General features: G+C 69.1%; 23 protein-coding genes and 4 tRNA genes. 8 read left to right on the top strand and 19 right to left on the bottom strand.

The window, feature by feature from the left end; translation table 11 throughout:
* Positions 1-69: 69 nt before the first annotated feature.
* From ACYU7G_RS15355 to ACYU7G_RS15310, 10 genes are read right to left on the bottom strand one after another with little or no spacing between them, the layout of a single operon-like run.
* Positions 70-888: a DUF881 domain-containing protein gene (locus ACYU7G_RS15355; protein ID WP_461109343.1), complete on the bottom strand. Its 819-nt coding sequence runs from the start codon at positions 886-888 to the stop codon at positions 70-72.
* Positions 881-1213 (bottom strand): small basic family protein, encoded by a 333-nt coding sequence (locus ACYU7G_RS15350; RefSeq protein ID WP_461109341.1) that lies wholly within the window; start codon positions 1211-1213, stop codon positions 881-883. Before ACYU7G_RS15350 ends, ACYU7G_RS15355 begins: the two co-directional genes overlap by 8 nt.
* Before the next feature lie 18 nt (positions 1214-1231).
* Positions 1232-1999 (bottom strand): DUF881 domain-containing protein, encoded by a 768-nt coding sequence (locus tag ACYU7G_RS15345; protein WP_461109339.1) that lies wholly within the window; start codon positions 1997-1999, stop codon positions 1232-1234.
* Entirely contained in the window at positions 1986-2597 is a 612-nt protein-coding gene (locus ACYU7G_RS15340; protein WP_461109337.1) for a CDP-alcohol phosphatidyltransferase family protein, read from the bottom strand. Before ACYU7G_RS15340 ends, ACYU7G_RS15345 begins: the two co-directional genes overlap by 14 nt.
* Positions 2598-2606: 9 nt before the next feature.
* Positions 2607-3668, bottom strand: a complete 1062-nt coding sequence (locus ACYU7G_RS15335) for a glycosyltransferase family 4 protein (protein ID WP_461109335.1) — start codon at positions 3666-3668, stop codon at positions 2607-2609.
* The gene (locus tag ACYU7G_RS15330) at positions 3665-4513 is read right to left on the bottom strand and encodes an LpxL/LpxP family acyltransferase (RefSeq protein WP_461109333.1); all 849 of its coding nucleotides are present in this window, start codon (positions 4511-4513) and stop codon (positions 3665-3667) included. Before ACYU7G_RS15330 ends, ACYU7G_RS15335 begins: the two co-directional genes overlap by 4 nt.
* A 4-nt stretch (positions 4514-4517) precedes the next feature.
* The gene (locus tag ACYU7G_RS15325; protein WP_461109330.1) at positions 4518-5054 is read right to left on the bottom strand and encodes an HIT family protein; all 537 of its coding nucleotides are present in this window, start codon (positions 5052-5054) and stop codon (positions 4518-4520) included.
* Complete coding sequence (gene thrS / locus ACYU7G_RS15320; protein WP_461109328.1) at positions 5047-7083, bottom strand: threonine--tRNA ligase; 2037 nt, start codon at positions 7081-7083, stop codon at positions 5047-5049. The genes ACYU7G_RS15325 and thrS overlap by 8 nt, the downstream gene beginning before the upstream one ends.
* A gap of 37 nt (positions 7084-7120) precedes the next feature.
* Complete coding sequence (locus ACYU7G_RS15315; RefSeq protein WP_461109326.1) at positions 7121-8026, bottom strand: EamA family transporter; 906 nt, start codon at positions 8024-8026, stop codon at positions 7121-7123.
* A 5-nt stretch (positions 8027-8031) separates the two neighbouring features.
* Positions 8032-8319, bottom strand: a complete 288-nt coding sequence (locus tag ACYU7G_RS15310; RefSeq protein ID WP_461109324.1) for a GNAT family N-acetyltransferase — start codon at positions 8317-8319, stop codon at positions 8032-8034.
* A 57-nt stretch (positions 8320-8376) separates the two neighbouring features.
* On the opposite strand from ACYU7G_RS15310, the gene ACYU7G_RS15305 reads away from it, so the two are divergent.
* From ACYU7G_RS15305 to ACYU7G_RS15295, 3 genes are all read left to right on the top strand, one after another.
* Complete coding sequence (locus ACYU7G_RS15305; RefSeq protein ID WP_461109322.1) at positions 8377-8727, top strand: HIT family protein; 351 nt, start codon at positions 8377-8379, stop codon at positions 8725-8727.
* A gap of 188 nt (positions 8728-8915) precedes the next feature.
* A complete protein-coding gene (locus ACYU7G_RS15300; RefSeq protein ID WP_461109320.1) occupies positions 8916-9800 on the top strand; it encodes a hypothetical protein in 885 nt (294 codons plus the stop codon).
* A 20-nt stretch (positions 9801-9820) separates the two neighbouring features.
* Entirely contained in the window at positions 9821-10807 is a 987-nt protein-coding gene (locus tag ACYU7G_RS15295; protein WP_461109318.1) for an NAD-dependent epimerase/dehydratase family protein, read from the top strand.
* Here ACYU7G_RS15295 and ACYU7G_RS15290 read toward each other — a convergent pair.
* From ACYU7G_RS15290 to ACYU7G_RS15270, 5 genes are all read right to left on the bottom strand, one after another.
* Entirely contained in the window at positions 10798-12033 is a 1236-nt protein-coding gene (locus tag ACYU7G_RS15290) for a DUF2817 domain-containing protein (protein WP_461109316.1), read from the bottom strand. The genes ACYU7G_RS15295 and ACYU7G_RS15290 overlap by 10 nt on opposite strands.
* Before the next feature lie 27 nt (positions 12034-12060).
* On the bottom strand, positions 12061-13020 hold the full coding sequence (locus ACYU7G_RS15285) for a DUF1707 SHOCT-like domain-containing protein (protein WP_461109314.1): 960 nt from the start codon (positions 13018-13020) through the stop codon (positions 12061-12063).
* A gap of 99 nt (positions 13021-13119) precedes the next feature.
* A tRNA-Val gene (locus ACYU7G_RS15280) sits at positions 13120-13191 on the bottom strand.
* Position 13192: 1 nt separating this feature from the next.
* Positions 13193-13263 (bottom strand) — tRNA-Cys (locus ACYU7G_RS15275).
* Between the two features lie 45 nt (positions 13264-13308).
* Positions 13309-13381, bottom strand: a tRNA-Gly gene (locus tag ACYU7G_RS15270).
* A gap of 281 nt (positions 13382-13662) precedes the next feature.
* Between ACYU7G_RS15270 and ACYU7G_RS15265 the strand changes: the two genes are divergently transcribed.
* Positions 13663-13734 (top strand) — tRNA-Val (locus ACYU7G_RS15265).
* A gap of 146 nt (positions 13735-13880) precedes the next feature.
* Positions 13881-14660, top strand: a complete 780-nt coding sequence (locus ACYU7G_RS15260) for a sirohydrochlorin chelatase (protein WP_461109312.1) — start codon at positions 13881-13883, stop codon at positions 14658-14660.
* A gap of 2 nt (positions 14661-14662) precedes the next feature.
* On the opposite strand, the gene ACYU7G_RS15255 is transcribed toward ACYU7G_RS15260, so the two are convergent.
* Positions 14663-15721, bottom strand: a complete 1059-nt coding sequence (locus tag ACYU7G_RS15255) for a DNA polymerase domain-containing protein (RefSeq protein ID WP_461109310.1) — start codon at positions 15719-15721, stop codon at positions 14663-14665.
* Between the two features lie 66 nt (positions 15722-15787).
* Here ACYU7G_RS15255 and msrB point away from each other — a divergent pair, with 66 nt between their 5' ends.
* Genes msrB through ACYU7G_RS15240 form a run of 3 tightly spaced genes read left to right on the top strand, consistent with a single transcriptional unit; the run spans position 15788 to position 18071 of the window.
* On the top strand, positions 15788-16219 hold the full coding sequence (msrB, locus tag ACYU7G_RS15250; protein ID WP_461109307.1) for a peptide-methionine (R)-S-oxide reductase MsrB: 432 nt from the start codon (positions 15788-15790) through the stop codon (positions 16217-16219).
* A 56-nt stretch (positions 16220-16275) separates the two neighbouring features.
* Positions 16276-16854 carry a DUF3000 domain-containing protein gene (locus tag ACYU7G_RS15245; protein ID WP_461109305.1) on the top strand — a complete coding sequence of 193 codons (579 nt, stop codon included), beginning with the start codon at positions 16276-16278 and terminating at the stop codon, positions 16852-16854.
* Positions 16851-18071 carry an HRDC domain-containing protein gene (locus tag ACYU7G_RS15240; RefSeq protein ID WP_461109303.1) on the top strand — a complete coding sequence of 407 codons (1221 nt, stop codon included), beginning with the start codon at positions 16851-16853 and terminating at the stop codon, positions 18069-18071. Before ACYU7G_RS15245 ends, ACYU7G_RS15240 begins: the two co-directional genes overlap by 4 nt.
* On the opposite strand, the gene dxs is transcribed toward ACYU7G_RS15240, so the two are convergent.
* From dxs to ACYU7G_RS15225, 3 genes are all read right to left on the bottom strand, one after another.
* The gene (dxs, locus tag ACYU7G_RS15235; protein WP_461109301.1) at positions 17991-19964 is read right to left on the bottom strand and encodes a 1-deoxy-D-xylulose-5-phosphate synthase; all 1974 of its coding nucleotides are present in this window, start codon (positions 19962-19964) and stop codon (positions 17991-17993) included. The two genes, ACYU7G_RS15240 and dxs, sit on opposite strands and share 81 nt — an antisense overlap.
* Positions 19965-19998: 34 nt before the next feature.
* Positions 19999-20388 carry a hypothetical protein gene (locus ACYU7G_RS15230; protein WP_461109300.1) on the bottom strand — a complete coding sequence of 130 codons (390 nt, stop codon included), beginning with the start codon at positions 20386-20388 and terminating at the stop codon, positions 19999-20001.
* A 212-nt stretch (positions 20389-20600) separates the two neighbouring features.
* Positions 20601-23426 carry an aconitate hydratase gene (locus tag ACYU7G_RS15225; RefSeq protein ID WP_461109298.1) on the bottom strand — a complete coding sequence of 942 codons (2826 nt, stop codon included), beginning with the start codon at positions 23424-23426 and terminating at the stop codon, positions 20601-20603.
* Positions 23427-23490: the final 64 nt, after the last annotated feature.

Below are 23490 nucleotides of genomic sequence, written 5' to 3'. Positions count from 1 at the left end.
GGTCCGGGCAGTGGAACGCTTGCCCAACAAACCCTATCGGTGGCCCGAGCATACCCAACGCAGCGACGCTCAGTTGGGAAGGGCGAACTCGTTCTCCTGTGCCACCACAACGGATTCGATACTGATCTCGTCGAGCTGTTCGATCTCCACACCGCCCCCGACGCGTGGCCCCTCGATCTCGCTCACCAAGCCGCCACGGAACCGGGCGCCCGCCTCGAGGGTGGCGGGGTCGCCGATGGCCTCGATCACGATCGGGGCCTCCAGGACCACGTCGTCGGCCACCACCCGGCCCTGCGTGTCGAGTCCGAGCCAGGTGGAGGCCACCACGCGCACGGTGTCGTTGAACTCCACCACCTCGGCGCCGGCGTCACGCAGCTCCTCCAACGCGTCCAGGAGCAGTTCCGGACTGACCTTGTTCTCCGGGTCCCGGATCTCGATGCGGATGCCCGGGCCGTGGACCGGGACAGTGCCCGCGATGATCTGCAACTGGTCGAGCCGGCGCTGCGCCTCCTCCTCGGCGGCCTGCACGCCCTCGGCGCCGCTGGCCAGCTCATCACGCGTGCCCTGCAGGTCGCGCACCTCCGCCTCCAGCCGTCGCGTCTCGGCCGAGAGGTTGTCCAGCAGCTGTACCAGTTCGCCCCGCCGCAGGTTGGAGTAGTCGGGTGCCGCCGCCTGCGAGCGGAGAGTCACCACCACCAGCAGCGACGTCAGCGCCAGCACGAGCGCCACCACCAGTTGGCCCTTGCCGGGCTTCAGGAACGCCATGAGGTGGGCGCGGAAGCTGCGACCGGGGGCGGAATCTGTCGCTGCCGTGGGCTCCGAGGCCTCCTCGACCTCTGGGAGGTCCTCGGCCGGGAGACCGCGCCGCGGTGTCGCGTCCTCAGGCATTGAAGACCTTCCTGCGGATGGCGGCCGCGTTGTTGAAGATGCGGATGCCCAGCACCACCACGACGCCGGTGGACAGCTGCGCGCCGACGCCGATCTGGTCACCCACGAAGACGATCAACCCGGCGATCAGCACGTTGGAGATGAACGAGACGGCGAACACCTTGTCGGAGAACACGCCCTCGAAGTGGGCCCGCGCCGCTCCCAGGATGGCGTCGATGGCGGCGACGATGGCGATCGGCAGGTACGGCTCGAGGAAGGCGGGCAGGGTCGGTTCGAGGAGCAGCCCGATGGCCACCCCGACGATGATTCCGATCACTGCCAGCATTACTTCGTCCCCCTGACGTCACTTCTCGGCATACCGCAGGACCATGCCGGGATCCGCGTCGAGCAGCAGCTCGCCGTCAGCCTCCCGGATGCTGAATCCTACGCCGTAATTGTCACTGATGTACTTCCACCACACCATGGCAGAGGTCCTTGCGAACCGGGCCTGGAGGGTGTTGGGGTCCCCGATCACCTCGACGGTGTAGGGCGGGTTGAGCGAGACGTAGTCGATGGTGATCGCAGAACCGGCGGAACGGATCGGGGTGAGTGTGGTGATGCGCCGCCCGTTGATGGCGATGGCCTCCGCGCCGGCCTGCCACAGGCCGTTGACGAGGCGGGACAGGTCGGTGTCGAACACGACGCCCTCTCCCCCGGTGGTGGCGGCGTCGTCCACCCGCACGACGATTCCCGGGCCGCTGACGGCTATGTCGCCCACCAGCGGGGCCAGCAGGTCGAGTTCGGCACGCAGGGCGGGATCGGTCACCTGCTCGTCGCTGAGTTCCTGGATCTCGGCCTCGAGCCCTCGGATCTCCTGCTCCAGCTCCGCCAGCCGGTCCTGGCTCTCCTGGATCTGTTCGAGCAGGGCCTCGCGTTCAGAGGCGGCCTCCCCCGATCCCCGGAAGGTGTTGACCCCTGCGAGCACCAGCAGCGCGGCGAGGATGGCGACGGTGACGGCCAAGGTTCCCGGCGATCGCTTGTCGCCGCGTTTCGACGCGGCCCGGTACTCCGGCTCGAGGGCATTCTCCTGCAGGTCCGTGAGCAGGCTCATGCTCTGGTCAGGACGGGCCATCGAGGCTCTTCCGGTGTTCGCGGGCCACCTCGATGGTCCGGCGCACGTACATGACCCCGGCCGTCCAGTAGAGGACCACCCCGACGACGGCGAACGTCCAGCCAGCCCAGAACGCCACCGCAATGCCCAGCGATCGCCCGGACCCGATCAGGACGAGGGGGAAGGCCATCAGCAGGAACAGGGTGGCGGCCTTGCCGGTGCGCAGCACGGGCAGCGCGAGCTTGCCGGTGGCCTTCCGGATCGGAGGGATCAGGGCCAGCAGCATGACGTCGCGGGCCAGCAGCACCACCAGCATCCACCAGGGCAGGATGCCCCGCACCACGAGGGCGACGATCGCCATCAGGATGTAGAGCCGGTCCGCGGCCGGGTCCAGCCTGATGCCCAGCGGGGAGCGCTGTTTCAGGACGCGCGCGAGCCAGCCGTCGAGCCAGTCGGTGGCCCCGAAGAACACCAGCATGGCAACTGCCCACAGGTCGTGGCCGGCGATGATCAGCCATCCGAAGACGGGGACGCCGAGCAGTCGGATGAAGGAGAGGATGTTGGGAATGGTGAGCACCCTGTCGGTGTCCCATTCCGGGGCCGGCTGCTCTTGGCTCATTCCAGAATCCTAGGCCATCGGCACAACCGCACCGTAGCCCCGCACCACTTCGGGCCCCACACGCTCCCAGCTCCAACGCGACGCGGCGAGGTGGGCGCGGACCGGGTCGACGGGACGGGCCAGTCGGGTGCGGAGGGCGGCCAACGCGGCGGTCGCCGAGCCGGTCGCGAACGTGGCTCCGACCCCGGCCTCGGCCAACAGGTCCGTGAACGCGGGCAGGTCGCTGGCCACGACGTCGCAGCCCGCGGCGAGGGCCTCCACCAGGACCATCCCGAAGCTCTCCCCCGTCGTGTTGGGCGCCACCAGCACGTCCAGGCCGGCCAGGTAGCGGGCCCGTTCCTGCTCGTCGAGGCTGCCGAGCCGATCCACCGGCCCCGGCTCGGCGCGCCCCGGGCCGGCGGCGACGAACTCCGCTTCGATCCCTGCCGCCCGGGCGTCGCGCGCCAGCCGCGTAAAGACGGCGAACCCCTTGCGCGGTTCGTCGGTGCGTCCCAGGAACCCCACCCGTGGCCGGGCGCCGCCGAGCCAGCCGGCGCGCGCGGGCGGGACGGGTGGGAGGGTGAGGGCGTTCGGGACCACCCGCGGTTCCACGCCGGTGACCGCGAGTGCCGTGCGGGCCGCCTCCGCCGAGACGGCAAGGCTCTCCCGTGGCCCGAGCCGGCCTGCCCGGATCCGGAGGGCGGCGGCCACGGGACGGGCGATCCGATAGCTGGCGTGGTGGGTGACCACCAGCGCTCCCGCCGCCCGGGCCGCGGCGAACGCGACACCGGGGGTGAGGGGTTCGTGGACGTGGACCAGCTCGGCGTCCCGGGCCAGCGCCACCGCGCGCCTGGCCTGGGCGGGCCGCAGCGCGAGGTTGGCCACGGAACCGTTGAAGCGCAGCCCCACCGTCGGGCCCAGCAGCTCCAGACGGACGCCCGGCGCCGCCTCGACGTCCCGAGCACCGGGGGCGATGACCGTCGGGGCATGGCCCTGGCGGGCCAGCCAGCGGGCGAGCCCGAGCACGTGGGTCCCGACGCCGCCGGGGACGTCGAGCGAGTATGGGCAGACCAGGGCGATCCGCAGCGTCATGTCCGGAACAGCTGCTGCAGCATCAGCCAACTGGTGGGATCGGCGTCGACGCCCTCCGCGAAGGCCGCGACGACGTCGGTCATGGTCTCCTTCACTGACGTGACCTCGATGCGTTCCGAGACGCGCATCTCCACGCTGTCGCCGCGGAAGATGGTGACCACCACCCGCAGGTCGGCGCCGGTGCGGGCGGCGAGCAGGGCCGGGCCGGTGGGGACGCCCACGACGAGGGGGTGGTCGTCGGTGGGCCAGGGGACGTCGACGCCGCGCCGCGAGAGGTCCCGGTCGCTCAGCAGGCAAACCATCCGCCCGGCGCGCACGTCGTCGGCAAGGGTGTCCATCAGTCCGCGCTCCCCCATCGGGTGGATGTCCATACCCATGTCCTCGCGGGCGTCACGGAACTTCTCGTAGAGGCCTGCGGGCAGCCGTTCGGCGACGCTGACCACCTTGATGCCGTTGCGGGCGCACCAGGCGCCGGCGAAGTCCCAACTCCCCATGTGCGGCAGGGCCAGCACCAGCCCGGGACCGGCCAGCGAGCTGCGCAGGCGGGCCAGGTGGTGCTCGGAGATGATGCCGCGGCTCAGGACGTCCTCGTCACTCCAGTGCGCCAGGGACAACGACATCAGGTTGTTGCGCAGCCAGGACTCCACCAGGCGGCGACGCTCCCGACGGGTGGGGCGGCGGCCCGTCACGCGGCGGACGTTGGACTCCCACTGCTCCAGGCCCGCCAGCGGGAGGCGGTGGAACAGCATCGCACCGACGACGCTGAGCACCTCGCGCAGCCGGTGGGGAATCCGGCCCCCGATTCCCCACAGGAGATCCAGACCGAACCGGCGCAGCCGCGTCACGGCGTCACTCGTCCCAGGCCGCGGCCAGTAGTTGGCGGGCGTCGTCGAGCAGTTGCGGCACGGCGCGGGTGCGTCCGATCACCGGCAGGAAGTTCATGTCCCCGCTCCAGCGCGGCACGACGTGCTGGTGCAGGTGCATGGCGATCCCGGCACCCGCCACCTCGCCCTGGTTCATGCCCAGGTTGAAGCCGGCGGGGCCGCTGACCCGCCGCAGCACCCGCATGGCCTGCTGGGTGAGCTCGCCCACCTCACGTGTCTCGTCGACGGTGAGGTCGGTGTAGTCGGAGACGTGCCGGTACGGGCACACCAGCAGATGGCCCGGTGAGTACGGGAACAGGTTCATCACCACGTAGGCGTGCTCGCCGCGGGCCACCACGAGCCCGTCCGCGTCGTCCTTCATCGGGGACGTGCAGAACGGGCAGTCGTGGTCTCCCTCGGGTTTGCCCTCGCCGTGGATGTAGACCATCCGGTGCGGGGTCCACAGTCGCTGGAACGCGTCCGGGACCCCGGCCAGGCCTGAGCTGTCCTCGATGTCAGGCATTCGCCGTCGGGGACTCGTTGGAGCGCGAGGCGATGAAGTCCACGATCTCGGCCACGGCGTCGGCCACCGGCACCCCGTTGCGCTGCGAGCCGTCGCGGAACCGGAAGGACACCGCCCCGGCGTCGCGGTCCTCACCGCCGGCGATCAGCACGAACGGTGCCTTGCGCTTGGCGGAGTTGCGGATCTTCTTGGGGAAGCGGTCGTCGGAGGTGTCGAACTCCACTCGGACGCCGGCCGCCTGCAACTGTGCGACGACGCCGCCCAAGTACTCCCCGAACTCGCCGGCAACCGGGATGGCCACCACCTGGATGGGGGCCAGCCACGCCGGGAAGGCACCCGCGTAGTGCTCGATGAGCACGCCCATGAACCGCTCGATGGAGCCGAACTTGGCCGAGTGGATCATGATGGGCTGCTGGTGCGAGCCGTCGCTGGCGGTGTACTGGAGCTGGAACCGCTCGGGCTGGTTGAAGTCGTACTGGATGGTCGACATCTGCCAGGTGCGGCCGATGGCGTCCTTGGCCTGGATCGAGATCTTCGGGCCGTAGTAGGCGGCCCCTCCCGGGTCGGGCACCACGAGGAGGCCGGACTCGTCGGCGATCTGCTGCAGGATGGCGGTGGCCTCCTCCCACTGCTCGTCGGAACCGATGAACTTGTCCTTCTTCTTGCCTTCCTCGTCACGGGTGGAGACCTCGAGGGCGACGTCGGTCAGGCCGAAGTCGTTGAGCAGGGACAGGATGAAGCGCAGCAGGTGGCGCACCTCGTCGGGCGCCTGCTCCTTGGCGACGTAGCTGTGGGAGTCGTCCTGGGTGATGGAGCGCACGCGGGTGAGGCCCTGCACCACGCCGGACTTCTCGTCGCGGTAGACGGTGCCGAACTCGAAGAACCGCAGCGGCAGCTCACGGTAGGAGCGACCGCGGGACGAGAAGATCAGGTTGTGCATGGGGCAGTTCATCGCCTTCAGGCGGTAGGCCTGCCCACCCTTGACCACGTTGCCCTGCTCGTCACGCTCGGCGTCCTCCAGCAGCGGGGGGAACATGCCCTCGGCGTAGTAGGGAAGGTGGCCGGAGGTGTAGAACAGCTCCTCCTTGGCGATGTGCGGGGTGCCGACGTAGTCGAAGCCCTCCTCGATGTGGCGACGGCGGACGTAGTCCTCCATCTCCCGCTTGATCACGCCTCCGAGGGGGTGGAACAGCGGCAGGCCGGAGCCGACGATCTCGTGGAAGCTGAACAGGTCCAGTTCCTGGCCGAGCTTGCGGTGGTCGCGCTTGGCGGCCTCCTCCAGCCGGGTCTTGTAGGCCTGCAGTTCCTCCTTGGTGGCCCAGGCGGTGCCGTAGACGCGCTGCAGGCCCGCGTTGGCCTGGTCACCGCGCCAGTAGGCGGCCGACGAGCGGGTCAGCGCCCAGCTGTTGCCGAGGTAGCCGGTGTGGGGGACGTGCGGGCCGCGGCACAGGTCCTTCCAGGCGACGGTTCCGTCGCGGCGGACGTTGTCGTAGATGGTGAGCTCGCCGGCGCCGACCTCGACGGAGGATCCGTCGTCGTCGCTGGCGCTGCCCTTGTCGGCGATCAGCTCGAGCTTGAACGGTTCCTCGGCCAGTTCGGCGCGGGCGTCGTCGTCGGAGACCGCGCGGCGCACGAAGCGCTGCTTCTCCTTCACGATCCGGCCCATCTGCTTCTCGATGGCCTTGAGGTCCTCGGGGGTGAGCGGCTCGGTGGCGAAGTCGTAGTAGAAGCCGTCGACGATGGGCGGGCCGATGCCGAGCTTGGCGTCGACGTGCAGGTTCTGCACCGCCTGCGCGGTGACGTGGGCGGCGGAGTGACGCAGGATTGCCAGGCCCTCCGGGGAGTCGATGCCGACGGGCTCGACGACGTCGCCGTCGGAGAGTTCGCGCTGCAGGTCCAGCACCTCGTCGCCGACGCGCATCGCGACGACGCTGCGGTCTTCGCCGAACAGGTCCAGCCCGGTGGTCGTGGTGGTCAGCTCAACCTGTTCCGCGAGGTCTGGGCGGCGGACGGTGATGACTCCACTCATCGGTTCTCCTTCGGCAGGGCTGGACTGTTTCCAGGGTTCATTGTGCCGCACTCGGCGTGGAACGCGATCCCGCGGCTCGGCGGCGTGCTCCCGCGCTCCAGGTGGCGCCGATGGATGCGGCCACCACGCAGACCATCGCCACCCACTCCTGCCAGCCGAGCACCTCCCCCACGATCAGGAAGGCCAGCAGTGCTGCCGCGCCCGGTTCGAGGCTCATCAGGATGCCGAAGGTGTGGGAGCCGATGCTGCGGCGGGCATACATCTCCAGCCCGTACGGGATCACAGTGGCCAGCAGCGCCACCACCAGCCCGAGCCCCAGCACGCGCCAAGTTCCCAGCTCGGGGCCCGAGAACGCCAGACCCGGCACCAGCAGCACGACCGCACCGATCCCGGTGGCCACGGTCACCCCCGAGGCGCCGCTCCAGCGCACGCCGACGGGGCCCGCGAGGATGATGTAGGCCGCCCAACAGCCGCCCGCTGCCACCGCCAGCACCATCCCCACGAGGTCGGCGTCCACGGGGAAAGCCCCGAGCAGCGCCACGCCGAGCGCGGCCAGCAGCACCCAGCCCAACTCGATGGCCCGCTTCGCCCCGCGCAGTGCGAGCAGCAGCGGACCGATGAACTCCAGTGTCACCGCCAGCCCGATGGGGATCCGCGCGATGGACAGGTAGAACAGCAGGTTCATGCCGGCCAGGCACAGGCCGTAGCCGACGACGTAGCCCCAGTCCGCGCGGGGACGGCCGCGTAGTCTGGGCGGCGCCACCAGGAGGAGCACCACCGTCGCGAACGCGGCTCGCAAGAACGTCACTCCGTAGGGCGAGATCTCGTCGAACAGGAGTTTCGCGAAGGAGGAGCCCGTCTGGACCGTGACGATGGCCACGATGACGAGCAGGACGGGATGGACCCGGGGACGCCGGGTCCCCGCCGGCGTCTGGTTCGGCACCTGGGTCAGTCAGCCGCCACCAGGGTGCCGTACTCCGGGTTGCGGTCGATGTGCTTGACGATGAACGGGCAGGCGGGACGCACGAGCAGGCCCGTGTCGCGGATGTCGGCCAGTGCGAAGTCGGCCAGCTTCTGCGCGTAGCCGTTGCCGCCGTACTCCTTGTCCACCTCGGTGTGGGGCAGGACGATGACGTCGGTCTCGCGCACGTAGTCGATGAAGCCGATGCGCTTGCCCTCGAGATGGATCTCGTAGCGGCGATCGTCCTCGTTCTTGACCAGTTCAGGATCAGCCATGCGGCCACCCTACTCCACAACATCCGGGCCTGAGTGGAGTCGGGTACCCTCGCCGCCATGGCTATCGAGGCACCGTATGAGGGCGACGACTTCTACTGCGACGTTGCACTGCCCAACCTGGACGAGCTGACCATCGTGCACCTGGACGAGCAGGTGGTTGCCTACCACCACACTCGCCCGTTCTGGGAGACCCACGTGGTGGTGGTGCCTCGCGCGCACGTGCCGTCGTTCACGAACTTCTCCGAGGACCAGCGCCCCCTCCTGCTGGCGGTGCTGGCCGTGGCCCAGCGAGTCGCGGCCGACGTGGAACGGACCAACGGCGCCGCCGCGGTGCTCACCAACTTGGGCACCTACCAGGACTCCAAGCACCTCCACGTGCACGTGCACAGCGGTGCCCGTCTGCGCTGACCAGCGCCGATGAATGCAGCCCCACCCCCGGACAACCCCGCTGGATTGGCCTATCGTGTCTCGCATCCGCAGTCACCAGGCGTTGCCGGCACTCTCAGCAGGTGCGGGCACACGGGGGAATCGCCGCGGCTGTGACCTTGTCCGCGGGCTGCCGTCTCGGCCCAGCCCCTCACCCACGGAGTAGTCACTTGACCAGGAAACTGTTCGCCCTGCCAACCCTCCTGCTCGCGCTCGTCGCGAGCATCACTGTCCTCACCGGCCCCACCACCGCTTCCGCCGACGACGGCGTCAACGTCTACACCACCCCCGGCTACCACACGGTCAACGGCCGCGAGTGGCACACCACCTGCGGAGCCTACGACGCCAACATCACCCGCTGCCGCGCCGAGATCAAGTCGGAGGGCAAATGGGTGTTCAACAACCTCACCTACCTGGCCACCGATCGCGCCAATTGGTACGACAACAACCTCGCCAAGTCCGGCTTCTTCACCTCCGCCCAACGCCAGTGGGTGACCTCCTGCAACGACTCGTGGACCGGCGCCAACGCCTGCCGCTCGTTCATCTTCTCCGGAGACAAGTGGGTGTTCAACAACCTCGTGTACTTCACGCCCGGCACCGCCGACCTGCCGCCGTCGACGTTCGACCAGGAGAGCGGCGTCCTGACGGTGGACGGCAAGGTCACCAACCCGCCCGAGTCCCTGAACCGCGGCAACTCCAGCGGCCTGGACCAGACCAACGAGAACACCAAGAAGGTGATCCGTCACGTCTGGGCCAACTACCCGCAGATCAAGACCATGTACGGCTGGCGCCGCGACGTCACGCCCGACCACCCGGCCGGCCGCGCCGTCGACGTGATGATCCCGAACTGGCGCCAGGACAGCGGGATCCTGCTGGGCTGGGAGATCGCCCTGTACTACAAGGCCCACGCCTCCGAGTTCGACATCGACTACATCATCTGGGACCAGCGGATCTGGTCCGCCTCCCGCAACAGCGAGGGCTGGCGTCCGATGGACGATCGCGGCAACAACACCGCCAACCACCTGGATCACGTCCACATCAACACCCGGGACTGAGGGGCGCGCATACTTCTCCCATGCGCATCCTCGTACTGGGAGGAACAGCCTTCCTATCGGCCGCCGTGGCCGCTGCGGCAGTGGGCTCGCACACGGTGACGTGTGCAGCCCGGGGCTCCAGACGCGAACCGCCCGCCGGCACCGCCTTCGTGCGCTGGGACCGCACCGATCCCCTGCCGCCCGAGTTGGCTGAAGCGGAGTTCGACGCCGTGGTGGACGTCTCGGGCGCCCCTCGCCACGTCGCATCAGCCGTGGCGGCGTTCTCCCGGGCCCACTGGGTGTTCGTCTCGACCATCAGCGTCTACGCGGACCAGTCCGTGCCCGGCGGCAGTCCCGCCGACACTCCCCTGGTCGAGCCCGCCCCCGACGACGCCGGTGACTCCGCCGAGAGCTACGGGGAACGCAAGGTCGCCTGCGAACAGTCGGTGCTGTCCGGGGCGGCCCGGGCCACCATCGTCCGGCCGGGACTCATCGTCGGCCCCGGGGACCCGTCGGGGAGATTCACCCATTGGCCGACGAGGTTGTGGCAGGCGGCCCGTGACGGGAGCCCGGTGATCGCACCTCTGCCCGCCGACGCTCCCCAGCAGTGGGTCGACGTCCGTGACCTCGCACGCTGGATCGTGCAACTGCTGGAGCAGGGCACCACAGGCATCTTCGACGCCATCGGCGAGCCAGTGCCGCGCTCCGACTTCCTGACAGGGGTCTGCGAGGGTATCGGGGCGAGGCCGGAGATCGTGTGGCTGGACCCCGAGCTCCTGGTGGAGCGCGGCGTCGGGTTCTGGGCCGGACCGGCGGCCATTCCCATGTGGATCCCCTTCGCCGAGTACGCAGGGATGATGAGCCGCGACCACCTACCCGCCCGGGAGGCCGGGCTGCGGCCCCGTCCGCTGCCCGAGACCGCGCGGGACGTGCTGGAGTGGGCACGCACCCACGAGTCCCCGCCGGGTCTCACCCGCGAGCAGGAACTGGCTGTGCTGGGAGGCCGGAGGCTCCCGGCTCAGGCGTAGCGGCCACCGACCGCCCGCACCAGGCCGTCGCGGGCGGTGATGGACGAGTAGTGGTCGCTGACGTTGAGCGGGTACTCGATGGTGATGGCGGCGCCGCGGGTGGTGGCGTTGACCCACTGCGTCATGGTGCCGCGGCACTCGCCGCCGCAGTCCAGGCTGCGGGAGGGCAGTCCCAGTTCGCGGACGAGGGCGTCGTGGAGGCTGGGGTCCTTGATCTTGTAGTTGTCCACGCCGGTGAGGGGCTGGTGGATGGAGACCATCTGGTGGGGCTGGATCTTCTCGATGAACGCGGCGACGGCCTTGGACTCGGGCTCGCTGAGCGGTCCGGTGCCGGAGTAGTAGCGGTTGCCCTTCGCGTTCTGCTCGTAGTTGATGGGCCAGTTGCGGTTCAGGTCCACGCCGTTGGAGTTCTGTCGTCGGTTCTTGGCGTGGCCGTCAGGGTTCATGCTGGGGATCACCCACAACTGGATGCCGGTCACCTTGCGGTGGTCGTTGATGATCCCCCACGCGCTGAGCGTCCCGGCCGGTTCCTCGCCATGCATCTGGCCGAGGATCAGCGCCACCTTCGAGGCGTTCGGGTCCCCCACCTGGTAGGCCCAGATCTCACGTCCCTCAACGGAGTGGCCGATGAGCTCGCGCGACTCGTACGGCTGGGGCGCGGTTCCGGGTTCGGCGATGATCCCGTTGGCGAACAACACTATGTTGTTGAACACCATCTTCGTCTGCTGCACGAACGAGTTGCCCTGCTTGGCCACCACCGTTGCCAGCGCGTAGCTGCGGCAGCCGTCGCGGCCGGTCTGTGCGGTGTCGCACTCGGTGCGCCAGCGGCGGCCGTCCTCGGCGGTCCACTCCCCGTTGCTGGCCAGGGGGTTGCCGGCCCAGTTCCTGCGGGGTGAGGCGAGGTAGGTCAGGTTGTTGAAGACGTAGGCGTTGCGCTCCACGTAGCGGCCGCCGTCGACCACGACGGTCCTCGCCAGGATGTCGGTGTGGCAGCGGAACACCGTGCTCGAGTACTTCTCGCACGACGTGCGCCACTCGCGGCCGTTGACCGAGTGGTTGCCCGGGGTGCTGTAGACCCAGGCGCCGTTGGAGTCGTCCGCCGCTGCCGGGGAGGCACCCACGAGCGCGAGCGATGCGGTGAGGAACCAGGTCACGGCGAGGGCGGCGACGGTCCGCCACCTGCGTGGGGTCGTAGGGACTGGGCGGGGCGTGGACGGCGTTGACACGTCCGTCAGGCTACAGGCGATGGTGGTTCAGATCTGGGGTCCTCGGTGGTTCGGCGGGTTGGGTCCGCCCGGCGGCTGCAGTGCCGGCAGGGTCTCATGGGCGAGTTCGGCCCAGGTCCGCTGCCCGAGCCTCGTGAACAGGTAGGACGCCGCCGCCGTACCCAGGATCACGGCCACCAGCACGCCGATGAGCACCAACTGCCACACTCCGGTCACGAACATCCCCACGGGCACCAGCGCGATGGATGCCGTGACGAGCCAGCCCACCGCCCCTCCGGCCAGCTTCGCCTGCCGGTCGGCCCGGGCGACCCGCCGCCTGACGGCCGCCTCTTCCTGCGGGCGGCGGTTCGGGTCGACCGTGAAGCCGTAGCGCTCCCCGAGCCTGCTCAGCGACGCCTGGTCCGGGATCCTGACCAGTTCACCACCGGCTTTCGCCCCGCTCTTCTCGCGCCAGCCGCGGTAGGCGTCAGCAGTGGCGTCGTCCCAGCTGCCGAACGTGATGGAACCCTCGTCCAGCAGTCCTTCGTTCACGAGTGCCTTCTGGATGGCCTCGACGGGCGTGGGGAACACCGGCTCCACCTTGCCGTGGTGGTCCACCATTGCCGCGATCGCGAGGTCGGAGAGCCGGATCCTGTTCTGGTTCGGCGCGATCACCTGTGGGTACGGGAGTTTCCTGCCCACCTGGACCCCGGTGAACGACTCCACGGCCTCCACCACCTTCCCAGCAGCCCTGGATGCGAGGTCGGTGAACGCCGCGACGGCGGGATGGGTTGTGGGTGGGTCGATCTTCCGGGAGCGCAGCGCCACGTCCGGCCACGGCGCCGGCAGATCGGAGAACAGCACCCTCAGCTTCTCCTCCTCCTGCGCGGCAAGGGCCTTCTCCACTCGCTGCATGAAGGTGGATTCGTCCAGACGACCGGCGACGCGGTGCTGCGTCAGCGCCTCGACCGCTTCATCCCTGTCGGCGTCGGAGATCCTGACGGCCACGGGCAACCTCCCTGTTCGCTCAGAGACATCCATGTTCTCATCCGGCCGTGTCGGTGGGGGAATGACAAAACCCCCTCGCCGAGGAGGGGGTGTTGTCTGTGGGCGATGCCAGGATCGAACTGGCGACCTCTTCCGTGTCAGGGAAGCGCGCTACCGCTGCGCCAACCGCCCGAGGTGGAGACGGGATTTGAACCCGTGTACACGGATTTGCAGTCCGTTGCCTCGCCTCTCGGCCACTCCACCCGGTGGAGCTTCACTCCCCAACGGGAGCTGGGAGAGGATTCTCCGAGCGGACGACGAGATTCGAACTCGCGACCCTCACCTTGGCAAGGTGATGCTCTACCAACTGAGCCACGTCCGCATGCGCTTTTTCTGCGAACCTCCAGCCTATCAGCTGGGGGCCGTTTTCCGGCGCGAGAAAGACTCTAGCGCAGCTTTTCGACGCATGCCAAATCGGACTCCGAAGGCGCTCTTCCACGCTCGGAGGAGGCCATATGCAGGGAGCTGAAGCTCCTGCCGCCGGCGGCCTCCGGGCACCCGCTGCTCGACACCTCTGCGGCCGTGTCGACACCCGCCCCTGAAGGGCCCGTCAGGCTCGACTTGGGTTTTCCCCCCGACTTACGCTAAGTTTTCTATCCGCACGGGCGATTGGCGCAGTGGTAGCGCGCTTCGTTCACACCGAAGAGGTCGGCGGTTCGAAACCGCCATCGCCCACCGCAGTGCAGGACCCCCGGCCAGGCGCCGGGGGTTTCTGCTTTGCAGGCGGATTCCGGGGCCGAGGTTGCGCAAACTGCCGCTACGTCCCAAAATGTGGGACAGAAGTCTTGAAGTGCAGAACCGAATCGGGGAGGAGTCAGCCTGTGGCGGCACCCGCAATCGTGCTCGTGGCCCTTGGCGACGAAGACCCCACTGTCGGCATGGCGCTGAACTCCATCGTCGACAAGCTGCGCACGCTCAGGCCTGATCTGGACGTCAGCCTCGGACTCCTCGGTCCCGCGAAGGTGGGCGGGAAAGGCGTCATCGAGGTGGTGGAGCAGCTCGCCAGCAATGGCACCACGGAGATCGCGCTGGTCCCGCTGGACCTCGTCTCCGCGGCCGACCACTCCCCCGTCGTCAGCCAGGCCCGCGACGCGGTGGAGCGCATCAACCGCAACGTCCACGTGGTGATCGCCCGGCCCATCGGCCCGGCCACCGAACTGCTGAACGTCCTGGACGACAAGGTCCGAGAGGCCCTGCACCGGGTCAACGCCGTGGAAATCGACGCGCTCGTGCTCGCGGCCCCCGAGGGTGGCGACGTCCGTGGCACCTCACTGCTCGCCCGGCGGGCGAGGCAGTGGTCCACGCACCACAAGCTGCCCGTACAGCTGGCGGTGGGCGATGCGTCCGGACGCGCCAGCGGCACTGCCATCAGCGCCCTGCGCGCGCAGGGTCGTCGCCACATCGCCGTCGGGTCACTGTTCCTGAGCTCCGGCCCCCTCTACCGGGCCCACAAGGACGCCGCACTGCGTGCCGGCGCCATCGCGGTGGGCGATCCCGTCACCGACGACCCCCGTCTCGTGGAACTCGTGCTGGCCCGCTACGCCTTCGCCGCCATGGACCTCCTCGACGCGGAGCCCTTCGAGGACACCGACGAGGACTGACCTCACTCCTCGGGATCGGGTTTCCGCGCCCTTGACGGCTGCACCCGCGGCGGCTCACCCTCCATCTTCGGGTACTCGGGCGGGTACGGCAGTTCCCCCTCACCGTTGGCCACGTCACGCTCGTACCACTCGAGCGCCGTTCCCGGATCCCCCGGCGTTGCCGCGTAATAGGGAGCCCAGACGTCACCGCGCTCGGCGTAGCGCTCGAGCATCGTCGGTACCGTGAAGTCGTCGGGCGAGACCTCGGTCACCTCGTCCCAATCCAGGGGCGCGGAGACGCGGGCCTCCGGCACCGGCCGGATGGAGTAGGCCGAGGCCATCAGACGGTCCCGGGCCATCTGGTTGAAGTCGACGAAGATGCGTTCACCCCGCTCCTCCTTCCACCAGTTGACCGTGACCTCTTCGGGCATCCGCCGTCCGAGTTCGCGGGCGATGGCGATGGTGGCGTGCCGGGCGTCGATGAAGTCCAGGGGCGTCACGGGGACGAAGACGTGCAGGCCCCGGCCGCCGCTGGTCTTGGGGAAGCCCTCCAGCCCCGCTTCGGCCAGCACCTCGCGCAGTTCGATCGCCGCGGCCGCGGCGTCGGAGAAGTCCGTCCCGGGTTGGGGGTCCAGGTCGATTCGCAGCTGGTCCACGGCGTCGGGCTCGGTGGCGCGCACCGGCCACGCATGGAACCGCAGCGTCCCCAGGTTCACCATCCACACCAACGTCGCCACGTCCGCGGGGGCAACGGTCTCCGCCTTCCGTCCCGAGGGGAAGGTGATGGTGGCCTGCTGCACCCAGTCGGGCGCCCCCTTGGGGGTCCGCTTCTGGTAGAACGCGTCACCACCGCTGCCGCGGCCAGTGGACACGACTGCGCCCTCCACCACGCCCCCGGGCCAACGCTCCATCGTGGTGGGACGGTCCTGCAGCGCGGCGAGCATTCCGCCCCCGACCGCTATCACGTACTCGGCCACGTCGCGCTTGGTGAGCCCCAACTCCGGGAAGTAAACCTTGTCCGGGCTGGACAGGCGCACCGCGCGGCCATCGACTTCGAGCTCCACTGCATCGGTCTTCGCCATGGGAGGAAGCGTAGTCACACCCCCTGACGGCGCGCATAGACTGGGCCCAGAAGGAGGGGATCCCCCATGTCCACCGAGAGCACCGACTACGTCGCCCCCATCAGCAAGCCGGACACCACCTGGCGCGAGCAGCTGAACGCGCTGGAGTACCACGTCCTGCGCGAGGGCGGCACGGAGCGCCCCTTCGTGGGCGAGTACACCGACACCACCACCGAGGGCGTCTACTCCTGCCGCGGCTGCGGCACCGAACTGTTCCGCAGCGACCAGAAGTTCAGCTCCCACTGCGGCTGGCCGAGCTTCTTCGAGCCGCTGGCGGAGGAGCGTGTCCGCTACCTGAAGGACACCTCCATCCCTGGGCGCCCCCGCGTCGAGGTCCGCTGCGCGGCCTGCGACGGCCACCTCGGCCACGTGTTCGAGGGCGAGGGCTACGACACCCCCACGGACCTGCGCTACTGCATCAACTCGGTCAGCCTCACGCTCGCCCCGAAGTCACAGTAGGGTCACGTGCGGCGCGCCACCCGTGGATTGTCGGTGCGGCGCAATAGTGTGCACGCGTGGCCGAAACTCGCTCAAGCACCACGCCCGCTGACTTCCGGAGGGCCGTGGCGGAACTGGGTGCCATGACCTGGCGCAAGGGGATCACCGTCGAGGAGATCGGGTCCCCGCAGCGCATCGCGCCGCATTCCGTCGCGTTGTCCGCGGAGTTCACCGACGGGGAGGAGCAGGTCTCCTCGGGTCGGCTGATCCTCCTGCACGATCCGGCCGGCAACGACGCGTGGCACGGCACCTTCCGGGTCGTCTCGTTCGCCCGGGCGGAGGTGGGCCTCGAGATGGTGGCGGACCCACTGCTTCCTGAGGTGGCCTGGTCCTGGATGACCGACGCGCTCGAACTGCACGATGCCCTCCACACTGCCCTCGCCGGCACCGTCACCGCCTCCTACGGCAAGAGCTTCGGGGAGATGGGGGACGCATCGGACCAGGCCGACGTCGAGATCCGCTCCTCCTGGACCCCCCTGCTCGGCGCCGACTCGCCCCTGACCGGCCACCTGTTCGCGTGGCAGGACCTCCTGGGGCACGTCGGCGGCCGGCCCCCGCTGCCTCCCGGCGTCGTCCAGTTCCCGGGGCGCTCGTGAACGGTTTCGTCGAGCAGTCCAGGGAACCACTGCGCCCAGTGGTCAACACGTGGGCGGCCTACGACGACTGTCTCGACGCCCTCGAGGCCGGGACCGGGCCGGTGGCCTTCGACGCCGAGCGCGCCCACGGCCACCGCTACTGGCCCAAGGCCTACCTCCTGCAGATCCGTCGCGAAGGGGCCGGAACCTGGCTCATCGACCCGGTGGCGTTCGAAGAGGGCAAACTCGCCGAACTCGACGAACTGGTCGAGGTCTGCGGCGACGCCACCTGGGTGGTGCACGCCGCCAGCCAGGACCTGCCGTGCATGCGAGAGGTCGGAATCATCCCGCCCCGCCTGTTCGACACGGAACTGGGCGGCAGACTGCTGAGCGAGCCGTCTGTCAGCCTCGGGGCACTCCTGCAGTCCAAGCTGGGCATCTCCCTGCGCAAGGCCCACTCTGCGCAGAACTGGGCCACCCGCCCACTGCCCGAGGACTGGCTGATCTACGCCGCCCTCGACGTCGACTACCTGCTGGATCTCGCGGAGGTGGTCCGAACCGAACTGGAGAGCACGGGCCGGATCGACTGGGCCGAGCAGGAGTTCGCCGCCACGCTGGAACAGTTCAGCGTCGCCCCGGAGCCCCGCCAGGACCCGTGGCGCCGCCTCAGTGGCATCACCACGCTGCGCACGCCGAAGCAACTCGCCGTCGCGCGGGAACTCTGGTTGGAGCGCGACCAGATCGCCCGGGACCGGGACCGGCCGCCGGGCCGCATCCTGCACGACTCGGCCATCCTCGAGGTGGCGCTCCGGGCGAAGGGCGATGCCCCCATCCCGGGAGCTGCCGACGTCTCCGCCATCGCGGGCTTCCGCCATCGCGGCGCCCAGCGTTACCGCACCAACTGGGTGCGCGCGCTCGAGCGGGTGGCAGCGATGAAGTCGTCCCAGTACCCGCCGCGACGGACGCCGTCGACGGGGATCCCTCACCCGAAGAACTGGGACCGCACCAACCCGCGGGCCGCCGCCCTGTGGGCACGCGTCCGCCCGGCGGTCGACGAACTGGCTTGCGAGATCAACCTCCAGCCGAGCCTGATCGCCCCGCCCGCGGTGCTGCAGGACGTGGTCTACCACCACAGTGAGGGCCAGGACCCGGCCGAGTCACTGCTGCGCGGCGGGGCCCGTCCCTGGCAGGTCGAGTTCCTCGGCCCCCTGCTCTCCGACGCCATCGCCGGGAGCTGAACCCTCCAGCGCCAGGGCGCGTTCCAGCACGTCCCGTGCGATCTCCCGGGCGTCGAGGCCCAGCTTTACCAGGACCTCGTCGCGGGAGCCGTGGTCCAGGTACTCCTGGGTGACGCCGAAGGCCATCACGGGCACCTCGTCCACCTCCGGGGTGGCGGCGAGCAGACTGCGTAGCCGCTCCCCCAGCCCACCCTGCAACAGGTTGTCCTCGATGCTGACCACCAGCTGGTGCTCGCCGGCCAGCGCCACCAGTTCCGGGCTCACCGGGACGCACCACAGCGGGTCCGCCACCGTCGTCGCGATCCCCTGCTTGGCGAGTCGGGCCGCGACCTCCATCCCGATCCCGGCGAACTGGCCGTAGCCCACCACGAGGACTGCGGGGTCCTCGTCGCGCCGCAGGAGGTCCACCTGGTCCCGCCCGGTGCCGCGCTGGCTGACCGCAGGCAGCACGTCGGGGAGGCGCTCCTTGGAGTAGCGCACCACGGTGGGGCGGTCGTCGACGGTGACGGCACGCTCCAGCGCGTCGACGAGGCGGGGCTGGTCGCGCGGGGCGGAGATCTCCAGCCCGGGCACCAGGCCCAGCAGGGACATGTCCCACATGCCATTGTGGCTGGCGCCGTCGGTGCCGGTGATGCCGGCCCGGTCCAGCGCGAAGGTGACGCCCTTGTTGTGCAGGCCCGCGTCCATCAGCACCTGGTCGAAGGCACGGTTCACGAACGTCGCGTACAGCGCCACCACGGGGTGCAGTCCGGCGGCGGCGAGGCCGGAGGCCGAGACGACGGCGTGCTGCTCGGCGATGCCGACGTCGAAGGTGCGGTCCGGGAAGGCGGCCGCGAACCGTCCGAGGCCGGTGGGGTTGAGCATGGCCGCAGTGATGGCCACGACGTCGCTGCGCCTGCGACCGATCTGCACCATCGCCTCGGCGAAGGCGTCGGACCAAGTGGCCTGGACCGTGGCGGAGATGGGCTCGCCGGTGAACTCGTTTATGCGACCGACGGAGTGGAACTGGTCCTCGTCGTTCTCCTCCGCAGCCCGGAAGCCCTTGCCCTTGCGGGTCATGGCGTGCACGATCACGGGACCGCCGTAGCGGCGCGCCGCCTCGAGGTGGGAGATGACGGCGGTGATGTCATGGCCGTCGATGGGGCCGGTGTACTTGATGCCCAGGTCGGAGAACATGCCCTGTGGGGCCACGATGTCCTTGACGCCGGTCTTGAAGCCGTGCATCAGGTCGTAGAGCGTCTGGCCCATGACGGGCAGCCCGGTGACGCGGCGCTTGATGAAGCTGAGGGTGCGCTCGTAGCGCTTGTCGGTGCGCAGGTGGGCCAGGTGCTTGGCCAGGCCACCGACTGTGGGTGTGTAGGAGCGGCCGTTGTCGTTGACGACGATCACGATCCTGAGGTCCTCGTGGATGGCGATGTTGTTCAACGCCTCCCAAGCCATGCCGCCGGTCAGGGCGCCGTCGCCCACCACCACGACGACGGTGCGGTCCTCCCCGCGCAGCTTGAAGCCCTTGGCGAGCCCCTCTCCCCAGGACAGGGACGTGGAGGCGTGGGAGTTCTCCACCCAGTCGTGCTCGGACTCGGCGCGGCTCGGGTAGCCGGAGAGTCCACCGGACTGGCGCAGTTCGTCGAAACCGTCGCGGCGGCCCGTGAGGATCTTGTGGACGTAGCTCTGGTGCCCGGTGTCGAAGATGATCGGGTCGTTCGGGGAGTCGAACACGCGGTGCAGACCGAGGGTGAGTTCCACCACTCCGAGGTTGGGGCCGAGGTGGCCGCCGGTGCGGCTGACCTTGGTCACCAGGAAGCTCCTGATCTCGTCCGCGAGCAGGATCAGTTGGCGCTTGGACAGCGCTCGCAGATCCTTGGGCGTGCGGACAGTATCGAGGAGGGACATGCGTTCCATAGTAGGGCTTTCCGGCGGGTGTGGCTCACAGCTTGGGCACGAAACGCACATCCCGCAGCGCCTGCTCCACCAGCGAGACGGCCCGCCCCACCCGCACGAGCCGCGCCTCCTCCTGCTGCAGCACGGAGGCGACGGCGTCGGCCGTGGAGGTGTCGACGACGCCGGCCAGGTCCGGCCGCATGCCTGCGAGGTTCCCGCGCGTGGCGTTGAGCTGGCCCGCGACGAACTCCTTCGCGAACCTGGCGAGCACCACCGGGTGGCGCAGCACCACCGGGTAGCCGCGGTACTCGGGCGGACAGCAGTCCAGCAGGAACGCCGTCGCCGTCTTCAGCCAGCCGGGTGCACCGGGTGGCCGCACGGACGCGGGCCAGCCCGGCGGGACGTAGACCCGGATCACTTCCTCTTCGTCGAACATGTGTTCGATTAGACACCCTGGGTGTGGCTCCCGTCCAGTCCCCCGGCGAGTCGCGCACGCGTCGTCGCCCGGAACGACGACGACCCGACCCGCCGAACGGATCAGGCGGAAGGGGCACGGGTGCCCCCTGCGTCGATTCCACTCGGCGTGTCGGGTCGGACGGGCCGGCGGCTGGCCCGGACCAGGACGGTCCGGACCTGCCGCCGTCAGGCTCAGGCAGCGGCTGCCAGGTTGCGCAGCACATACTGCATGATGCCGCCGTTGAGGTAGTAGTTGCGCTCACCGGGGGTGTCGATGCGGACCACGGCGTCGAAGGTGATCTCGCTGCCGTCCTCCTTCTTCGCCACCACCTTGATGGTCTTGGGCGTGCGGCCCTCGTTCAGCTCGGTGATGCCGGTGAAGGAGAAGGTCTCCTCGCCGGTCAGGCCCAGCGAGTCGGCGGTCTCGCCCTCGGGGAACTGCACGGGCAGGACGCCCATGCCGATGAGGTTGGAGCGGTGGATGCGCTCGTAGCTCTCCGCGATCACGACGCGCACGCCCAGCAGCGAGGTGCCCTTGGCCGCCCAGTCACGCGACGAGCCGGAACCGTACTCCTTGCCCGACAGCACGACGAGCGGGGTGCCCTGCTCGGCGTAGTTGATGGACGCGTCGTAGACGGTGTTGACGGGGCCGTCGGCCTGCGTGAAGTCACGCGTGAAGCCACCCTCGGTGCCCGGTGCCAGCTGGTTGCGCAGGCGGATGTTGGCGAAGGTGCCGCGGATCATGACCTCGTGGTTGCCACGGCGCGAGCCGTAGGAGTTGAAGTCCTTGCGCTCCACACCGTTCTCGGTGAGGTACTTGCCCGCCGGGGAGTCGGCCTTGATGGCACCGGCCGGCGAGATGTGGTCCGTGGTGACGGAGTCGCCGAGCTTCAGCAGCACGCGGGCGCCCTCGATGTCGGAGACGGGCTCCGGCTGCGCGGGCATGCCCTCGAAGTACGGGGGCTTGCGCACGTAGGTGGAGTCATCCTCCCACTCGAAGGTCTTGCCCTCGGGGGTGGGCAGGCCGCGCCAGCGCTCGTCGCCGCGGAACACGTCGGCGTAGCGCTCGGTGAACATGTCGGCGTTGATGGAGGATCCGACGACTTCCTCGATCTCGGCCTGGGTGGGCCAGATGTCGCGCATGAAGACGTCGTTGCCGTCCTGGTCCTGACCGATCGGGTCGTTGAACAGGTCGATGTCCATGGTGCCCGCCAGCGCGTAGACGATGACCAGCATCGGCGAGGCGAGGTAGTTCATCTTCACGTCGGGGTTGATGCGACCCTCGAAGTTGCGGTTGCCCGAGAGCACGGCGGACACGGCCAGGTCGTGGTCGTTGATGGCCTTGGAGACCTGCGGGATCAGCGGACCGGAGTTGCCGATGCAGGTCGTGCAGCCGTAGCCGACGAGGTTGAAGCCGATGGCGTCGAGGTACTCGGTGAGGCCGGCCTTCTCGTAGTAGTCGGTAACCACCTGGGAGCCGGGGGCAAGGGAGGTCTTGACCCAAGGCTTGCGGTTGAGTCCCTTCTCGACGGCCTTCTTCGCCACCAGCGCCGCACCCAGCATGACGCTCGGGTTGGAGGTGTTGGTGCACGAGGTGATGGAGGCGATGGTGACCGCGCCGTGGTCCAGCTCGAACTCGGAGCCGTCGGGCAGTTCGACGGGCACGAGCTTGCGGACGCGTCGCTTCAGGCCGGAGTGACCCTGGTCCGCCGGCGCGGGCGAATCGTCGACGAGGTGCGAGTCCGGACCGGTGGGGTCCGAGGCCACCATGGTGCCCTCGACGGCGGCGTCGTAGCCGCTGTACTCGGCGTCGTGGTGGTCCGGCTCGCCCACGAACGCTGCGACGGCCTCACGGAAGGCGACGCGCGACTCGTCCAGACGGATGCGGTCCTGCGGGCGCTTCGGGCCGGCGATGGAGGGCACGACGGTGGACAGGTCCAGCTCGATGTACTCGGAGAAGACGGGCTCCACCGTGGGATCGTGCCACAGGCCCTGCTCCTTGGAGTAGGCCTCGACGAGGGCCAGCTGGTCCTCGTCGCGACCCGTGAGGCGCATGTAGTCGACGGTCTTGTCGTCGATCGGGAAGATCGCGATGGTGGAGCCGTACTCCGGGCTCATGTTCCCGATGGTGGCGCGGTTGGCCAGCGGGACCTCGGTGACGCCGTCGCCGTAGAACTCGACGAACTTGCCGACCACCTTGTGCTCGCGCAGCATCTCGGTGATGGTGAGCACGAGGTCCGTGGCGGTGGTGCCCTCGGGTAGCTTGCCGGTCAGCTTGAAGCCCACGACGCGCGGGATCAGCATGGAAACGGGCTGGCCGAGCATCGCAGCCTCGGCCTCGATGCCGCCCACGCCCCAGCCGACGACGCCGAGGCCGTTGACCATGGTGGTGTGGGAGTCGGTGCCGACGCAGGTGTCCGGGTAGGCCTGCAGCACGCCGTCGACGGTGCGCGGGAAGATCACGCGGGCCAGGTTCTCGATGTTGACCTGGTGCACGATGCCGGTGCCCGGGGGCACCACCTTGAAGTCGTCGAAGGCGGTCTGGCCCCAGCGCAGGAACTGGTAGCGCTCACGGTTGCGCTCGTACTCGATGTCCACGTTGGCCTCGAAGGCCCCTGCAATGCCGAAGACCTCGGTGATGACCGAGTGGTCGATGACCATCTCTGCGGGCGAGAGCGGGTTGATCTTGGCCGGGTCTCCCCCGAGGTCAACCATGGCCTCACGCATCGTGGCCAGGTCCACGACGCAGGGCACGCCGGTGAAGTCCTGCATGATCACGCGGGCGGGCGTGAACTGGATCTCGTGGTCCGAGTCCCCCGTCGGGTCCCAGGCGCCGAGCGCCTTGATGTCATCGGCCGTGATGTTCTGGCCGTCCTCGGTGCGGAGCAGGTTCTCGAGGAGCACCTTCAGGCTGAAGGGCAACTTCTCGTGACCGGGTACCGAATCCACCCGGAAGATCTCATAGGAGGTGCCGTTGACCTCCAGGTTTGACTTTGCCCCGAAGCTGTTGACGCTCATCGCTCTCCTCTGATTTGTCTTGACGTCAAGATATCATTTCCCGACTGCCGTTTCAAGCTTTGTC

This window comes from Tessaracoccus terricola, assembly GCF_054776555.1.
Note: the sequence above shows the minus strand (reverse complement) of the source record. Positions and strands in the feature narration are given on the sequence as shown.

What these genes read in the sequence shown, in the direction of transcription:
- ACYU7G_RS15340 (WP_461109337.1), bottom strand. Translation starts at nt 2,597, where the DNA reads ATGAGCCAAGAGCAGCCGGCCCCGGAATGGGACACCGACAGGGTGCTC.
- ACYU7G_RS15355 (WP_461109343.1), bottom strand. Translation starts at nt 888, where the DNA reads ATGCCTGAGGACGCGACACCGCGGCGCGGTCTCCCGGCCGAGGACCTC.
- ACYU7G_RS15305 (WP_461109322.1), top strand. Translation starts at nt 8,377, where the DNA reads ATGGCTATCGAGGCACCGTATGAGGGCGACGACTTCTACTGCGACGTT.
- ACYU7G_RS15230 (WP_461109300.1), bottom strand. Translation starts at nt 20,388, where the DNA reads ATGTTCGACGAAGAGGAAGTGATCCGGGTCTACGTCCCGCCGGGCTGG.
- ACYU7G_RS15255 (WP_461109310.1), bottom strand. Translation starts at nt 15,721, where the DNA reads ATGGCGAAGACCGATGCAGTGGAGCTCGAAGTCGATGGCCGCGCGGTG.
- ACYU7G_RS15345 (WP_461109339.1), bottom strand. Translation starts at nt 1,999, where the DNA reads ATGGCCCGTCCTGACCAGAGCATGAGCCTGCTCACGGACCTGCAGGAG.
- ACYU7G_RS15350 (WP_461109341.1), bottom strand. Translation starts at nt 1,213, where the DNA reads ATGCTGGCAGTGATCGGAATCATCGTCGGGGTGGCCATCGGGCTGCTC.
- ACYU7G_RS15225 (WP_461109298.1), bottom strand. Translation starts at nt 23,426, where the DNA reads ATGAGCGTCAACAGCTTCGGGGCAAAGTCAAACCTGGAGGTCAACGGC.
- ACYU7G_RS15325 (WP_461109330.1), bottom strand. Translation starts at nt 5,054, where the DNA reads ATGCCTGACATCGAGGACAGCTCAGGCCTGGCCGGGGTCCCGGACGCG.
- dxs (WP_461109301.1), bottom strand. Translation starts at nt 19,964, where the DNA reads ATGTCCCTCCTCGATACTGTCCGCACGCCCAAGGATCTGCGAGCGCTG.
- ACYU7G_RS15295 (WP_461109318.1), top strand. Translation starts at nt 9,821, where the DNA reads ATGCGCATCCTCGTACTGGGAGGAACAGCCTTCCTATCGGCCGCCGTG.
- thrS (WP_461109328.1), bottom strand. Translation starts at nt 7,083, where the DNA reads ATGAGTGGAGTCATCACCGTCCGCCGCCCAGACCTCGCGGAACAGGTT.
- ACYU7G_RS15335 (WP_461109335.1), bottom strand. Translation starts at nt 3,668, where the DNA reads ATGACGCTGCGGATCGCCCTGGTCTGCCCATACTCGCTCGACGTCCCC.
- ACYU7G_RS15310 (WP_461109324.1), bottom strand. Translation starts at nt 8,319, where the DNA reads ATGGCTGATCCTGAACTGGTCAAGAACGAGGACGATCGCCGCTACGAG.
- msrB (WP_461109307.1), top strand. Translation starts at nt 15,788, where the DNA reads ATGTCCACCGAGAGCACCGACTACGTCGCCCCCATCAGCAAGCCGGAC.